Annotated in this window: 13 protein-coding genes; 6 read left to right on the forward strand and 7 right to left on the reverse strand. The window is 72.5% G+C overall.

The features are described 5' to 3' along the window. Nucleotides 1-44: 44 nt before the first annotated feature. The 3 genes from D9V36_RS19380 (at nucleotide 45) to D9V36_RS19390 (ending at nucleotide 1,497) form a co-directional block, all read left to right on the forward strand. A complete protein-coding gene (locus D9V36_RS19380) occupies nucleotides 45-335 on the forward strand; it encodes a DUF397 domain-containing protein (RefSeq protein WP_129294888.1) in 291 nt (96 codons plus the stop codon). A 122-nt stretch (nucleotides 336-457) separates the two neighbouring features. Continuing rightward, the gene (locus tag D9V36_RS19385) at nucleotides 458-829 is read left to right on the forward strand and encodes a hypothetical protein (RefSeq protein WP_129294889.1); all 372 of its coding nucleotides are present in this window, start codon (nucleotides 458-460) and stop codon (nucleotides 827-829) included. Beyond that, nucleotides 826-1,497, forward strand: coding sequence for a nucleotidyl transferase AbiEii/AbiGii toxin family protein (locus D9V36_RS19390; protein ID WP_129294890.1), 672 nt, complete (start codon nucleotides 826-828; stop codon nucleotides 1,495-1,497). The genes D9V36_RS19385 and D9V36_RS19390 overlap by 4 nt, the downstream gene beginning before the upstream one ends. Nucleotides 1,498-1,617: 120 nt before the next feature. Here D9V36_RS19390 and ilvD read toward each other — a convergent pair whose 3' ends face one another. The 4 genes from ilvD to D9V36_RS19410 all read right to left on the reverse strand — a co-directional run bounded on the left by ilvD (nucleotide 1,618) and on the right by D9V36_RS19410 (nucleotide 6,487). After that, a complete protein-coding gene (gene ilvD, locus D9V36_RS19395; protein WP_129294891.1) occupies nucleotides 1,618-3,468 on the reverse strand; it encodes a dihydroxy-acid dehydratase in 1,851 nt (616 codons plus the stop codon). Between the two features lie 365 nt (nucleotides 3,469-3,833). Further along, a complete protein-coding gene (locus D9V36_RS19400; RefSeq protein WP_129294892.1) occupies nucleotides 3,834-4,490 on the reverse strand; it encodes a TetR family transcriptional regulator in 657 nt (218 codons plus the stop codon). Then, complete coding sequence (locus D9V36_RS19405; protein WP_206739698.1) at nucleotides 4,487-5,311, reverse strand: sugar phosphate isomerase/epimerase family protein; 825 nt, start codon at nucleotides 5,309-5,311, stop codon at nucleotides 4,487-4,489. The genes D9V36_RS19400 and D9V36_RS19405 overlap by 4 nt, the downstream gene beginning before the upstream one ends. Before the next feature lie 249 nt (nucleotides 5,312-5,560). Next, nucleotides 5,561-6,487 carry a Ppx/GppA phosphatase family protein gene (locus D9V36_RS19410; RefSeq protein WP_129294893.1) on the reverse strand — a complete coding sequence of 309 codons (927 nt, stop codon included), beginning with the start codon at nucleotides 6,485-6,487 and terminating at the stop codon, nucleotides 5,561-5,563. A 101-nt stretch (nucleotides 6,488-6,588) separates the two neighbouring features. Here D9V36_RS19410 and D9V36_RS19415 point away from each other — a divergent pair, with 101 nt between their 5' ends. Next, nucleotides 6,589-7,509 (forward strand): hypothetical protein, encoded by a 921-nt coding sequence (locus D9V36_RS19415; RefSeq protein WP_129294894.1) that lies wholly within the window; start codon nucleotides 6,589-6,591, stop codon nucleotides 7,507-7,509. A 114-nt stretch (nucleotides 7,510-7,623) separates the two neighbouring features. Here D9V36_RS19415 and D9V36_RS19420 read toward each other — a convergent pair whose 3' ends face one another. Next, on the reverse strand, nucleotides 7,624-9,453 hold the full coding sequence (locus D9V36_RS19420) for a sigma-70 family RNA polymerase sigma factor (RefSeq protein ID WP_129294895.1): 1,830 nt from the start codon (nucleotides 9,451-9,453) through the stop codon (nucleotides 7,624-7,626). Nucleotides 9,454-9,808: 355 nt separating this feature from the next. Here D9V36_RS19420 and radA point away from each other — a divergent pair, with 355 nt between their 5' ends. Next, a complete protein-coding gene (gene radA / locus D9V36_RS19430) occupies nucleotides 9,809-11,221 on the forward strand; it encodes a DNA repair protein RadA (RefSeq protein WP_129294897.1) in 1,413 nt (470 codons plus the stop codon). A gap of 124 nt (nucleotides 11,222-11,345) precedes the next feature. Next, nucleotides 11,346-12,470, forward strand: a complete 1,125-nt coding sequence (gene disA, locus D9V36_RS19435; RefSeq protein WP_129294898.1) for a DNA integrity scanning diadenylate cyclase DisA — start codon at nucleotides 11,346-11,348, stop codon at nucleotides 12,468-12,470. Between the two features lie 175 nt (nucleotides 12,471-12,645). Here disA and D9V36_RS19440 read toward each other — a convergent pair whose 3' ends face one another. Continuing rightward, a complete protein-coding gene (locus D9V36_RS19440; protein WP_129294899.1) occupies nucleotides 12,646-13,638 on the reverse strand; it encodes an NAD-dependent epimerase/dehydratase family protein in 993 nt (330 codons plus the stop codon). 162 nt (nucleotides 13,639-13,800) lie between these two features. Next, a complete protein-coding gene (locus tag D9V36_RS19445; protein WP_129294900.1) occupies nucleotides 13,801-14,628 on the reverse strand; it encodes a hypothetical protein in 828 nt (275 codons plus the stop codon). Nucleotides 14,629-14,650: the final 22 nt, after the last annotated feature.

Below are 14,650 nucleotides of genomic sequence, written 5' to 3' on the forward strand. Positions count from 1 at the left end.
CGACCTCATCGAGGAAGCGGCCGTACGAGGGAGGGAGAAGCGCCGTGCGATCAATCGACTTGAGCACCATGACCTGGCGTAAGAGCACGTACAGCAACCAAGACGGCGGGGCCTGCGTCGAGATCTCCGATGACCTCCTGACCGCTGTCACCTGGCGCAAGTCCAGCTACAGCAACTCCGACGGCGGTGCCTGCGTCGAGGTCTCCGACGACCTCCCCGCCCTCGTCCCCGTCCGCGACAGCAAGCACCCCCAAGGCCCCACGCTGCTCTTCTCCGCCTCCACCTGGTCGTCCTTCGTCACCGCCGTGAAGAGCGGACAGCTCCCAAACGCCTGATGCCGCCCTCCCCAAGAGCGACCGGCCCCGGCCCCTCGCCCGCATTGGGGGCCATTGCCGCCGGTCACCGGCGATGTGCGTCATCCATGCACAGGGTTGCGGAGCACGCAATAATCGGAGGCATGGCCCTAGAGACTGCTCCCCACTCGCACCCGGTGCCGCACGCCGCCAAGGTGCTGCGAGCGCGGTACGCCGACAGGCTGCCTGCCTGCCTGGCGGACCTGACCGGTCCCTGCCACGGGACGGTCGACCTCCCTTTGCATGTGGCCTGGTCGGGGCTGCGCTCCTTTGACCTGGACCGGCCGCGGTCGAGGATGAGTCTGTATCGCACCGTGCTCGCGGAAGGCCAGCACCAAGATCTGGTCGACTTCCTCAACCGGGATCTTCTGATCAGCCAGTGGCCCGTGCTGCGCACCCTGATCAGCAGGCCGATCCGCGACGTGTGGGAAGCAGCCTTCACCGAGCTCGCGCCCCTGGCCGCGTCCGCTGCATGAACCTGAGCGACCTGCACCGCCGGCTCCTGGCCGACGTGATTGCCATCGGCACGCCCTACCCCCTCGTCGTCACCGGCGGATACGCCGTCCAGGCCCACGGCCTGGTCAACCGCCTGAGCCAAGACCTCGACGTCGCTACCGAGAACCCCGCTCCGATGACCGAGATCATCCGTACCGTGAGCCAGGGGCTGGCCCAGCGCGGCTGGCATGTCCGGGAGATCGGAACCGACCCGCTCTCCGGGCGCCTGATCGTCGCTGACCCTCGCACCGGCGAAGAGTGCGAGGTTGACATCCTCAAAGAGGCGTTCTGGGCGCCGCCCACCACCACGGAGCACGGCCCGGTTCTCTCCCTGGATGACGTGATCGGCACAAAGGTCCGCGCCCTGGCCGACCGCGGTGCGGTCCGTGACCTCATCGACGTCCACGCCGCCTCCCGTCACCACAGCACCGCTGAACTCGAATCGCTCGGCCGCCGTCATGCCCGCATCGACTTCAGCCTGCACGACCTTCGCGACCGGCTGTCCGGCGCCGACTGGTACGAAGACGAGGAATTCAGCGCCTACGACCTCGATGCCGACCAGATCGCAGACCTGCGCACCTGGGCACTCGCCTGGGTCACCGATCTCAACACTCGGCTGCATACCGAACAGGAACCGTACGACGACTGAGCGTCAGAGTGCGACCGGAAGGATGGCGCGGCACGCACCCCTCTCTCCTCCGGGCAGACACCAATGAGAACGCCCCCGTCACACGACGGGGGCCTGCTCGATGATGCCGACTGCCGAGCCTCAGCCCAGCTTGCTCACATCGCGCACCGCGCCCTTGTCGGCGCTGGTGGCCATGGCTGCGTACGCGCGCAGGGCCTGGGAGACCTTGCGCTCGCGGTTCTTCGGGGCGTAGACGCCTTCGAGGGCCAGTCGGCGGGATTCCAGCTCGACCTCGCCGACGAGGAGTTCGATGGTGCGGTGGGGGATGTCGATCTTGATGCGGTCGCCGTCCTCGACGAGGGCGATGGTGCCGCCGGAGGCCGCCTCGGGGGAGGCGTGGCCGATGGAGAGGCCGGAGGTGCCGCCGGAGAAGCGGCCGTCGGTGACCAGGGCGCAGGTCTTGCCCAGGCCGCGGCCCTTGAGGAAGGACGTCGGGTAGAGCATTTCCTGCATGCCGGGGCCGCCCTTGGGGCCCTCGTAGCGGATGACGACGACGTCGCCCTCCTTGACCTGCTTCTTGAGGATCTTGTCGACGGCCTCTTCCTGCGATTCGCAGACCACGGCCGGGCCCTCGAAGGTCCAGATCGACTCGTCGACGCCGGCGGTCTTCACGACGCAGCCGTCCTCGGCGAGGTTGCCCTTGAGGACCGCCAGGCCGCCGTCGGCGGAGTAGGCGTGCGCCAGGTCGCGGATGCAGCCGCCCTCGGCGTCGACGTCCAGGCTGTCCCAGCGCTCGGACTGGGAGAAGGCGGTCGCCGAGCGCTTGCAGCCGGGGGCCGCGTGCCACAGCTCGACGGCCACGTCAGAGGGGGAACCGCCGCGCACGTCCCAGGTCTTGAGCCATTCCTCGATCGAGGCGCTGTGCACGGTGTGCACGTCCTCGTTGAGGAGTCCGGCGCGGTAGAGCTCGCCGAGGATGGCGGGGATGCCGCCGGCTCGGTGCACGTCCTCCATGTAGTACGTGCCGCCCGGGGCGACGTTCGGGGCGACCTTGGCCAGGCAGGGCACCCGGCGGGAGACCGCGTTGATGTCCTCCAGGTCGAAGTCGAGACCGGCTTCCTGGGCCGCGGCGAGCAGGTGCAGGATCGTGTTCGTCGAGCCGCCCATGGCGATGTCCAGGGCCATGGCGTTCTCGAAGGCGGCGCGGGTGCCGATGTTGCGCGGCAGGACGGTGTGGTCGTCCTCGTCGTAGTGCCGCTTGGTGATCTCGACGACCGTGCGTCCTGCGTTCTCGTACAGCGCCCGGCGGGCGGTGTGAGTGGCCAGCACGGAGCCGTTGCCGGGCAGCGAGAGGCCGATCGCCTCGGTCAGGCAGTTCATCGAGTTGGCGGTGAACATGCCGGAACAGGAACCGCAGGTCGGACAGGCGTTCTCCTCGATGCGGAGGATGTCCTCGTCCGAGATCTTGTCGTTGACGGCGTCCGAGATCGCGTCGACCAGGTCGAGGGTGCGGACCGTGCCGTCGACGAGGGTCGCCTTGCCGGACTCCATCGGGCCGCCGGAGACGAAGACCGTCGGGATGTTGAGCCGCATCGCGGCCATCAGCATGCCCGGGGTGATCTTGTCGCAGTTGGAGATGCAGATCAGCGCGTCGGCGCAGTGCGCCTCGACCATGTACTCGACGGAGTCGGCGATCAGGTCGCGGGAGGGCAGGCTGTAGAGCATGCCGCCGTGGCCCATGGCGATGCCGTCGTCGACCGCGATGGTGTTGAACTCGCGGGCGATGCCGCCGGCCTCGTGGATCGCCTCGGAGACGATCCGGCCGACCGGCTGGAGGTGGGTGTGGCCGGGAACGAACTCGGTGAAGCTGTTGGCTACGGCGATGATCGGCTTGCCGAAGTCCTCCCGCGCTACGCCGGAGGCCTGCATAAGGGCTCGGGCGCCGGCCATGTTGCGGCCATGGGTAACGGTGCGGGACCTCAGCTCGGGCACGATGGTCACTCCCTCGGGATTACGTCCGTACGACCGCCGGTGCCGGTATCCGGGCCCTGCCGTGCGGCGGTGCCCCGTACCGGGTGGCGTCATATATCAGCTCCCGTCGAGATTACGCCTCTGATCCAAGATCTGGACAGCCTCTCCGAGATGTGAGACGGGTGACCGTAGTGCGGACAGTGGGGGTGTGCGCCGTTCTTCCAGGTGGGGGTGGTGATCGGGCCGCGGACGGGCCTCCGGGGCGGCACCCGGGCCGGTTGTCAGGGCCACGTCGGGGCCGTAGCGGATCCGGCCGCCAGGTCCGGCCGCCACAGCCGCCTCGCCGGTGCCCCCGGGCCTCGACCTCGGGCCTCGAACCCCGGCCGTCAGGGCTGCGTCAGATACCGCTGGAGGGTCGGGGCGACCATGTCGATGATCTCCTCGGGGTCCGCCGAGGCGACCGGGTCCATCTTGATCACATAGCGCAGCATGGCGATCCCGATGAGGTGCCCGGCGGCCAGCTGGACCCGGAACCGCGGGTCGGGGACGTGCAGTTCGCCCGCCACCCGCTGCAGCATCCGCCGCTCGATGAGCCCGCGCAGCACCGCAGCGGCCTTGTCGTTGGTCAGCGCCGAACGCATGATCGCCAGCAGGGCCGGCCGGCTGACCGGGTTCTCCCAGATGCCGAACATGAAGCGGGCTATCCGCTCGCCCACCGCTTCACCGCCGCCCGCGAGGGCTTCCGGCATGGTCAGCGCGGGCGCGAAGGTCAGCTCGATGGCGGCCTCGAAGACCTGCTCCTTGGTGCCGAAGTAGTGATGCACCAGCGCCGCGTCCACCCCGGCCGCCTTGGCGATGCCCCGGACCGAGGTCTTGTCGTAGCCGCGCTCGGCGAACTCCGTACGGGCCGCGGCCAGAATCCGTTCCCGGGCGCCGGGACCGGCCTCGGCGGCGGCGCGGGCCGGGCGGCCCCGGCGGCGGGCCGGCGCGGGCGGCGGGCCGGGCGCGCGGGCGTCGTCCGGGCCGGGCCCGCTGTCGCTCACGAGCCCGGGACCCAGGTCGGCGAGGCGAGATGCAGCCGGGTGAAGGCCAGCGCCTCGGCCAGGTCGGCCTCGCGTTCGGCCGCGGACATCGCCCGCCGGGTGTTGACCTCGACGACCACATGGCCCTCGAAGCCGGTGGCCGCCAGCCGCTCCAGCATCGCGGCGCAGGGCTGGCTGCCGCGCCCCGGCACCAGGTGCTCGTCCTTGGCGGAGCCGTTGCCGTCGGCGAGATGGACGTGCGCCAGCCGGTCGCCCATCCGCTCCACCATCTCCAGCGCGTCGCTGCGGGCGGTGGCGGTGTGCGACAGGTCGACCGTGAAGTGCCGGTAGTCGTCGTTGGTGGGGTCCCAGTCCGGGGCGTACGCGAGCATTTCGCGGTCCCGGTAGCGCCACGGGTACATGTTCTCGACGGCGAACTTCACATCCGTCTCGTGCTCCATCCGCCACACCCCGCGGACGAACTCCCGTGCATAGCTGCGCTGCCAGCGGAACGGCGGGTGCACGACCACCGTCGAGGCGCCCAGCTTCTCCGCGGCGGTGCGGGCGCGCTGGAGCTTGACCCAGGGATCGGTGGACCAGACCCGCTGGGTGATCAGCAGACACGGGGCGTGGACGGCCAGCACCGGCACGCCGTGGTAGTCCGAGAGCCGGCGCAGGGCCTCGATGTCCTGGCTGACCGGGTCGGTCCACACCATGACCTCGACGCCGTCGTAGCCGAGGCGCGCGGCGATCTCGAAGGCCGTCGCCGTCGACTCCGGATACACCGAGGCCGTGGACAGCGCGACCTTCGCATCCGGGATGCGCACCACTGGCTCTGTCACGAAGGACAGCGTACGGGCCGGGGCCGGGCGCGGGGCAGGAGGTCCGGCGACCGCGGCCCCCTGTCGGAGGAGGCGGGGGACGGTGCTACAGGGGGCGACGGGTGTGGCGGGCCCCGCCGGGGCGTGACGAGTCTCACGAAGACCGGCGGGGTCGGCCTTGAGGGCCCAGGGTCCCTGAGGCAGGCCTCAGCGGCGCCCCGTAGGGCAGCCCCTACGGCACAGCCTCTACGGCAACCCGTACGGCACCCCCTACGGCAAGTGGTCCAGCCGCCGCAGAATGACGCCCTCGCGCAGCGCCCACGGGCAGATCTCCAGCGTCTCGACCCCGAACAGGTCCATCGCCGCCTCGGCGACCAGCGCCCCGGCGAGCAGCTGCCGCGAGCGCCCCTCCGACACCCCGGGCAGCGTGCCCCGCTCCGCCGCGGACATCGCGGCCAGCCGCGGCACCCACTCCTCCAGCTTCTTCCGGGTCAGCTCCCGCTGGACGTACAGCCCGTCCGCCGAGCGCGCGGCGCCGGCGATCCGGGCCAGCTGCCGGAAGGTCTTGGACGTGCCGACGACCCGGTCGGGGGTGCCGTGGCGGCTGAATTCGCTCACCACCTTGGCGATCTCGGCGCGCACCCGGCGGCGCAGCGTCCGGACGTCCTCGGCCTCCGGCGGGTCGCCGGGCAGGTCGCCCGCGGTCAGCCGGCCGGCGCCCAGCGGCAGCGACACCGCCACGTCCGGGTCCTCGTCCAGGCCGTAGGCGACCTCCAGCGAGCCGCCGCCGATGTCCAGCACCAGCAGCCGGCCGGCCGACCAGCCCAGCCACCGGCGGGCGGCGAGGAAGGTCAGCCGCGCCTCGTCCTCGCCGGACAGCACCTGCAGGTCGACCTCGGTCTCCAGGGCGACCCGGCGCAGCACGTCCTCGCCGTTGGTGGCCTCGCGGACCGCCGAGGTGGCGAACGGCAACACGCTCTCGACGCCCTTGTCCTCGGCCACCTGGAGCGCTTCGTGGACGGTGGCCACCAGCCGCTCCACCCCCGCATCGCTTATCGCGCCCGCCTCGTCGAGGAGTTCGGCGAGGCGCAGCTCCGCCTTGTGCGAGTAGGCGGGCAGCGGGCGCGCGCCCGGGTGTGCGTCCACCACGAGCAGATGGACCGTATTCGAACCCACATCGAGGACACCGAGTCTCATACGGGGAAACCTACTGCGCGCACCCCCCACTCCTGTCGGCGCGGTCCGCGCCGCACTCCTGTCGGCGCGGTCCGCACCGCGACGCGCCTTAGGCTGGAGTCGTGGCAAAGACGAAAAAGGCGAAGCACGAAAAAGCGCGCACCAAGGAAGAAAAGCGGCGCTCTCAGGCGACTGAGGGGGCGCGGTCCCCGAAGCAGGCCCCGGCCGACGAGGTCGGCCTCGACTTCGCCCGTGCCTGGGTCACCTTCCCGGACCCGGCCGACGACGAACAAATCTTCCGCTGCGACCTGACCTGGCTGACCTCCCGCTGGACCTGCATCTTCGGCAGCGGCTGCCAGGGCATCCAGGCCGGCCGGGCGGACGACGGCTGCTGCACGCTCGGCGCGCACTTCTCGGACGAGGAGGACGAGGAGCGGGTGGCCAAGCACGTGGCACGGCTCACGCCCGACGTGTGGCAGCACCACGACGTCGGCACCACGACCGGCTGGACCCAGGAGGACGAGGACGGCGAGCGGCAGACCCGGCGCTGGGAGGGCTCCTGCATCTTCCAGAACCGCCCCGGTTTCCCGGCCGGCGCGGGCTGCTCCCTGCACATCCTCGCGCTGCGCGAGGGCCGCGAGCCTCTGGAGACCAAGCCGGACGTCTGCTGGCAGCTGCCGGTCCGGCGGACCTACGACTGGATCGACCGGCCGGACGACACCCGCGTCCTGCAGGTGACGATCGGCGAGTACGACCGGCGCGGCTGGGGCCCCGGCGGCCATGACCTGCACTGGTGGTGCACCTCGGCGACCTCGGCGCACGGCGCGGGCGACCCGGTGTACGTCTCGTACAAGCCGGAGCTGACCGAGCTGATGGGCAAGAAGGGCTACGCCAAGCTCGCCGCGCTGTGCGAGGAGCGGCTGGCGGCGACGCTGCCGATGGCACCGCACCCGGCGGACCCGAGGCCTCCGAAGCCCCCCAAGCAGTCGGAGAAATCGGAGAAGAAGTCGGAGCAGAACTCGGAGAAGTCGGAGCAGAAGTAGGAGCAGAAGCGGGCGCGCGTCGGGGCCGTCCGGGCCGGCGCGGCCCCGGTGCGCCCCCCTGGTGGGCTCAGGCTCCGGTGCGCTCAGGACCAGTGCGCTCAGGCCCGGTGCCGCTCAGCGCCAATGGCCCCCGCGGGCGGGACGAGTCGTGTTCGACGGGGTCGAGGACGGGTCGGGGCCGGTCGGCTTGGGGGTCGGCGACGGAGGCGTGGAGGTGGGCGCCGGGGACGTCGGGGTCGGCGTGGGCGTCGGCGCCGGGTGCGACGGGCGGGGCGTCGGCTTCGGCTTCGGCGGCGTCGGACGCTGCGGGCCGGGGGCGGGACCGGTCGTGCCCTGGCCCTTCATCGTCACGGCGGTGCCGCCCGGCTCGATGGCGATCCTGGCGTGCCAGTGGCCCGCGGGCTCCCGGTCGTGGTCGATGTCGACCGTGATCGTGGTGGACTCGCCCGGCCGCAGCGAGCCCGCCGTATGACTCAGCTGCAGCCAGGCCGCGCCCGCCGAAGCCCGCCAGCGCACCGGCGCCCTGCCCGCGGCGGTGAGCGTGATCACCGTGGTCCGGCCGCTGGGCTGCGCGGCGACCGTCAGCCGGCCGGGGCCCGACTCCGCGCGGCTGCCCGGCTCGCCCGTCCGCTGCGGGGTGCCGTCCCCGCTGGTCACCTCGACGGACACATCGGGCGCCCCCTCACCGGCCCGGAATCCGGGGTCGGGCGTCGTCCGGGCGTTGCCGGCGTTCTCGTACGGGCGGCCGCCCAGCCGTTCGCCCCGGTCCCCGGTCTGCGTGTCGCTGGCCGTCACCGAGGGCGAGGCGTCCGCCGCCTCATCGGTGGCGAGGCTGCCGTGGTACGCCGCCCACAGGGCCAGCACCGGCGCCGCGACCACCGTGGCGACCACGGTGGTGGTCAGCGCACGGCCGCGGAACCTGCGCCGGCGGGCCACCCGGTCCGTCGGGGGGCCGATGGGAAATCCGTTGCGGTCATAGCGAGGAGAACCGTTTGCCCCACCGGTCCGGCCGCCGTGTGCCGCACCGGCCACGCCCTCCGCGCGGCCCGACTTGGCGCGCCGGGCCGCCGCCAGCGCGCCGAGCACGGCCTCACGGGGCGCGGCGACCAGCGGCAGCGTCCCCCGGGACACCGGCGCGGTGCCCGGCCAGGTCCCCGGGGCGGTGGCCCGCTCGGCGGTCCGCCGGCACTCGGCGCAGTCGTCGACATGGCGCACCAGCTCCCGGCTCAGCGCGGCGCCCAGCAGCATCTGGGTGTCCCCGGCCAGCTGTGCCACCTCGCGGCAGCGGCCGGACTCGACGACGGCCAGTGCCGCCCGGGTCCGCTCCACCTCGCAGGAGGCGGTGGCCAGCAGCGCGCGGGTGGCGACCGGGTCGGTGCCGAGCACCGCGGCGACCTCGTCGGCGGACAGCTGGTGGCGCACCGAGAGCTCCAGCGCCTCGCGCTGCTCGGGGAGGGTGCCGGCGGCCTCCGGCCAGGCCAGTGCGGCGAGTTCACGCTGCCGGCGGTCGGCTTCCGCGGCGGCCGGGCCCGGGGTTTCGGCCATTGCCGCGGCCGGGCCGGTGGCCGCGGCCGTCGGGTCCGGTGCCTTGGCGGCCGGACCGGTCCCTTCGGCGAGCCGGCGCAGACAGGCCCAACGGGCCAGCGCGTAGAGCCAGGAGCGGTGGCGGCCCCGGTCGGCGGGCCGCCTGCCGTGGTGCCGCTCGGCGAGCGCCAGCACCTCGCCGAGCACCGCGGTCGCCGCGTCGTGTTCGCACAGCACGGACAGGCAGTAGGTGAACAGCCCGTCCAGATAAGGCTCGTAGCCGTCGGGGCGCTGGTCCGGGGGGCGTGCGGCGTCCGGTCCTGGCCGCTCGGACGGCTGCGGCCGGCTCCGGCGCCGGCCGTCGCCGCGCGACCGGTGTGCGCCGGTGGAGTGCGTGGGGTGCTCGGGCCTGCTGCTCATCACCCCGGCGACGGTAGGCGGATGATGCAGCCGGTCTTGCTCGCGTTGGACACTTTTAACCCTTACGGGTGACCATCTCCCTCAAAAGAGGACACGAATGGCCCTTTACACCGGGGGTGCGCTCCGTCTGCGCCACCCGGGCGGCGCAACCGCCGGCGGGGGAGCCGCCCCCGCCGCCCCGCCGCAGCCGGCATCTCGGGCCTCTCCGGCGTCTCCGGCGTCTCCGACGTCTCCGGCGTCTCCGGCGTCTCCGGCGTCTCCGGCGTCTCCGGCGTCTCCGGCGTCTCCGGCCCGAGGATCCCGCTCCTGAAGGGCTCGGGCGGGCGTTGTCGGACCCCGCCGCTACGGTGACCCCATGGCAACGCGTAAATCCTCGGGCAAGGAGCGCCCCTCCTATCGCTGTACGGAGTGCGGCTGGACCACCGCGAAGTGGCTCGGCCGCTGCCCCGAATGCCAGGCATGGGGCACGGTCGAGGAGTTCGGCGGCGCCCCCGCGGTGCGCACGACCGCACCCGGCCGGGTCACCACCGCGGCCCTGCCCATCGGCCAGGTCGACGGCAAGCAGGCCACCGCCCGCTCCACGGGCGTGCCCGAGCTGGACCGCGTCCTGGGCGGCGGCCTGGTCCCCGGCGCGGTCGCGCTGCTGGCCGGCGAGCCCGGCGTCGGCAAGTCCACCCTGCTGCTGGACGTCGCCGCCAAGGCCGCCTCCGACGCCCACCGCACCCTCTATGTGACGGGCGAGGAGTCCGCGAGCCAGGTCCGGCTGCGCGCCGACCGCATCGGCGCGCTCGACGACCATCTGTATCTGGCCGCCGAAACCGACCTCTCCGCCGTCCTCGGCCACCTCGACACGGTCAAGCCCTCGCTTCTGGTCCTCGACTCCGTGCAGACCGTCGCCTCCCCCGAGATCGAGGGTGCCCCCGGCGGTATGGCCCAGGTCCGCGAGGTGGCCGGCGCACTGATCCGGGCCTCCAAGGAACGCGGTATGTCCACCCTCCTGGTCGGCCATGTCACCAAGGACGGCGCCATCGCCGGGCCGCGCCTGCTGGAACATCTCGTCGATGTCGTCCTGCACTTCGAGGGCGACCGGCACGCCCGGCTGCGCCTGGTCCGCGGCGTCAAGAACCGCTACGGCACCACCGACGAGGTCGGCTGCTTCGAGCTCCATGACGAGGGCATCACCGGCCTCGCCGACCCCTCGGGCCTCTTCCTCACCCGCCGCGCCGAAGCCGTGCCCGGTACGTGCCTGACGGTGACCCTGGAGGGCCGCCGCCCCCTGGTCGCCGAGGTCCAGGCGCTCACCGTCGACTCCCAGATCCCCTCCCCCCGGCGCACCACCTCCGGCCTGGAGACCTCCCGGGTCTCGATGATGCTCGCCGTACTGGAACAGCGCGGCCGGATCAGCGCCCTGGGCAAGCGCGACATCTACAGCGCGACGGTCGGCGGCGTGAAGCTGACCGAGCCCGCCGCCGACCTCGCCGTCGCCCTCGCCCTCGCCAGCGCCGCCAGCGACACCCCCCTCCCCAAGAACCTCGTCGCCATCGGCGAGGTGGGCCTCGCGGGCGAGGTCAGGCGGGTCACCGGCGTCCAGCGGCGGCTGTCCGAAGCGGCCCGCCTCGGCTTCACCCACGCCCTGGTCCCCTCCGACCCGGGCAAGATCCCCGACGGAATGCGGGTGCTGGAGGTCGCCGACGTCGGAGCGGCCCTCAGCGTCCTGCCCAAGCGAGTGCGCCGGGAGGCCCCACAGGAAGAGGGCGCACGCCGGTAGACTTTGCCCTGGTCTCGCCCGTCACCGCAGAATTGCCTGTCGGCTACGTACTCTCCGCTGGTACGTCAACACAGCATGGGCCGGGCGGCCTGCGGACCGACAGACCTTGCGACGGAGGAGTGCAGTGGCAGCCAACGACCGGGCATCGACTTCCGGCAGGTCCGGTGGAAGCTCCGGCACCGAGAGCCTGATGCGCGCCACGCTGAGCGCCGTCGCGCCCGGTACCGCCCTGCGCGACGGCCTGGAGCGCATCCTCCGCGGCAATACGGGCGGGCTGATCGTGCTGGGCTTCGACAAGACCGTCGAATCCATGTGTACCGGCGGATTTGTCCTGGATGTCGAGTTCACCGCCACGCGGCTGCGCGAGCTGTGCAAGCTCGACGGGGCGCTGGTCCTCGACAAGGACATCACCAAAATCCTGCGGGCCGGCGTCCAGCTCGTCCCGGACGCCTCCATCCCCACGGAGGAGACCGGCACCCGCCACCGCACCGCCCAGCGCGTCTCGATCCAGGCCGGCTTCCCGGTCGTCTCGGTCAGCCAGTCGATGCGCCTGATCGCCCTCTATGTGGACGGCGAGCGCCGCGTCCTGGAGGAGTCGGCCGCGATCCTCTCCCGCGCCAACCAGGCACTGGCGACCCTGGAGCGCTACAAGCTCCGCCTGGACGAGGTCGCCGGCACGCTCTCCGCCCTGGAGATCGAGGACTTGGTGACGGTCCGCGATGTCACCGCGGTCGCCCAGCGCCTGGAGATGGTCCGCCGGATCGCCACCGAAATCGCCGAGTACGTCGTCGAGCTCGGCACGGACGGCCGGCTGCTCGCCCTCCAGCTGGAGGAGCTGATCGCCGGGGTGGAGCCGGAACGGGAGCTGGTCGTCCGCGACTACGTCCCCCAGCCGACCGCCAAGCGCTCCCGCACGGTCGCCGAAGCGCTCGCCGAGCTGGACGCCCTCAGCCACACCGAACTGCTCGAACTCCCCACGGTGGCCCGCGCGCTGGGCTACAGCGGAGCCCCCGAGACGCTGGACTCCGCGGTCTCCCCGCGCGGCTTCCGCCTGCTGGCGAAGGTCCCCCGGCTGCCCGGCACGGTCATCGAGCGCCTCGTCGACCACTTCGGCGGCCTGCAGAAGCTCCTCGCCGCCAGCGTCGACGACCTGCAGACGGTCGACGGCGTCGGCGAGGCCCGCGCCCGCTCGGTCCGCGAGGGCCTGTCGCGGCTGGCGGAGTCGTCGATCCTGGAGCGGTACGTCTGAGGGCGTACGGCCAAGGGCGATACGGCTAGAAGGCGTTACGGCTGGAGGGCGGTACGGCTGGAGGGCGGTACGGCTGGAGGGCGGTACGGCTGGAGGGCGGTACGGCTCAGGGCTGTCCCGTGCCAGGGGCCGGCCTGCCTGCCGGCCTTCTCCGCCCCCCTTCACCGGCAAGGGATCAGCCGGCCCGCCGCAGCGCCACCGCCTCCTTCGCCGGGTCCAGGCCGAGTACGGGCCGGTCCGGGCGCTGGGGCGCCACCCCGCCGATGGCCCGCAGCCAGGCCCAGGTATCGGCGACGGTTTCCGCGACGGGACGGCAACGCAGCCCGGACGCCAGGGCCTTGGACACATCGACGCCGAAGATCGCGTCCCTCAGCTCACCCGGGGCCAGCCAGCACGGGAGCTCGGTCCACGGCTCGATACCGGCGGCGAGCACGTCCTCCGGAGCGGTCCAGCGCAGCTCCGCGTCCGAGCCGGTGACCTTCGCGCAACTCTCCAGCAGCTCGCCCATGGTGGCGTGCCCGGGCTCGCTCACCAGGGTGTACGGCCCGCCGAGCCCCGCCTGCAGCGCGTCGGCCGTCCACTCGGCCAGGTCACGGACGTCGATGTACTGCAGCGCCATCCCCCGCGGCCCCGGTGCCAGGACCGTTCCGCCGCGGGCCATCCGCCCCAGCCACCACGGCAGCCGCCCCACGTTCTCGTACGGCCCGAGAATCAGTCCCGCACGCACCAGCAGCGCCCGCTCCCCGAACGCCTCGACCGCGGCCAGCTCACCGCCCCGCTTGGCCTGTGCGTAATCCGCGGCATCGGTGGCACCGGCGGAGCCCGTCACCAGCGGCGCCCCCTCATCGCGCCGGGCCGTGGGCGGGAAGGCGTACACCGATCTGCTGGAGATATAGGCGTATGCCCCCACCCGCCCGGCCAGCAGCCGCGCACTGTCCCGTACCGCTGACGGCGCACCGCTCCAGGTGTCGACGACGGCGTCCCACTCGCCCTTCTCCAGGGCCGCGAGCCCTGCCGCGTCCGCACGGTCACCGTGCAGCGCCGTCACGCCCTCGGGCGGCGCGTGATTCCCCCGGTGGAACACCGTGACCTCCCAGCCACGCGCCAGCGCCGCCTCGGCGACCGCCCGCCCCACGAACTCCGTCCCGCCCAGCATCAGTAGCCTCATGGCGGCGACTATCCCGGACGGCACCGCCCGCCGCACCGAAGCTCGCTCCCGGCGAAATCGCCACGAGCGCACTGCGCGGGGCCGGCCTCCTTGGACTCAGCCGCCGGCCCGGCCCCCTGCCTCAGGCCCCGGCCTCGGTCCTCAGTCCTCGGTCCTCGGCCCTCAGTCCTCGGCCAGCACGAAGGATGTATGGACCGCTTCCAGCCCCGGCACCTTGGCCTCGATCAGGTACTTGCCGGCCGGCACCGTGGCCGGGCTCAGCGTTGCGCACTGCGGACCGCTGGCCCGGCGGTCCCACACGATGGTGCGCTTCACCGATCCGCCGGCCGGAACCTTCAGCAGCGCGGGCCGGGTGCCCGACGGGCAGTCGTTCGAGGCCCACACCCGGTCGTCGCCCGCGGTGTCGGTGATGGTGACCACCGCGGCCTTCTGCCCGAGATCCACCTTGCAGGCGTCACCGGCCGCGTTCTTGACCGTCAGCTCGAACTTCGGCCTGGCGTCAGGGCCATAGGACTTCTTGTCGCTGCGCAGCACCAACTCGGCCTTGTCCGATACACAGTTGGGGAGCGACGAGCCGGCCTCGACGGCGTTCTTGCCGGAGCCCTGACCGATCGGCCCATTGGGTACGGAACCCGAACCGCCGCTGCCGGCACCGGAGTCACCGTTGGACGCGTCACCGTCGCCACCCGCGGAGCCCGAGCCACCGCCGGAGCCCGGTCCCGAACCCCCGCCGCTGCCCGACTCATCGCGCCCGCCCGGCTTTTGGCCGTCCACCGGTCCGCTGGGGGAAGGCCCCGGCGTAATGGACGTCGCGGGCCCGTTTCCGTGGGGCCCCTTGCCCTCGTCGCCGCTTTTGCCGCCGATTCCGCCCCAGTTGACGGCCCACACGACAAGCACGGCGAGCAGTACGACGATGGCCAGCGCAACGGCCCTCCGCCGCCAGTAGATGGAGGACGGAAGCGGCCCGATCGGATTGCGCAGTGATCCCACGCGGAAACTCTACGAGAGATCG

It is taken from the genome of Streptomyces lydicus (assembly GCF_004125265.1).
Classification (GTDB): domain Bacteria; phylum Actinomycetota; class Actinomycetes; order Streptomycetales; family Streptomycetaceae; genus Streptomyces; species Streptomyces lydicus_C.

Excerpts from the sequence above, each read along its gene's own strand:
- D9V36_RS19385 (WP_129294889.1), top strand. The coding sequence starts at position 458 with ATGGCCCTAGAGACTGCTCCCCACTCGCACCCGGTGCCGCACGCCGCC.
- D9V36_RS19390 (WP_129294890.1), top strand. The coding sequence starts at position 826 with ATGAACCTGAGCGACCTGCACCGCCGGCTCCTGGCCGACGTGATTGCC.
- D9V36_RS19410 (WP_129294893.1), bottom strand. The coding sequence starts at position 6,487 with ATGAGACTCGGTGTCCTCGATGTGGGTTCGAATACGGTCCATCTGCTC.
- D9V36_RS19420 (WP_129294895.1), bottom strand. The coding sequence starts at position 9,453 with ATGAGCAGCAGGCCCGAGCACCCCACGCACTCCACCGGCGCACACCGG.
- radA (WP_129294897.1), top strand. The coding sequence starts at position 9,809 with ATGGCAACGCGTAAATCCTCGGGCAAGGAGCGCCCCTCCTATCGCTGT.
- D9V36_RS19440 (WP_129294899.1), bottom strand. The coding sequence starts at position 13,638 with ATGAGGCTACTGATGCTGGGCGGGACGGAGTTCGTGGGGCGGGCGGTC.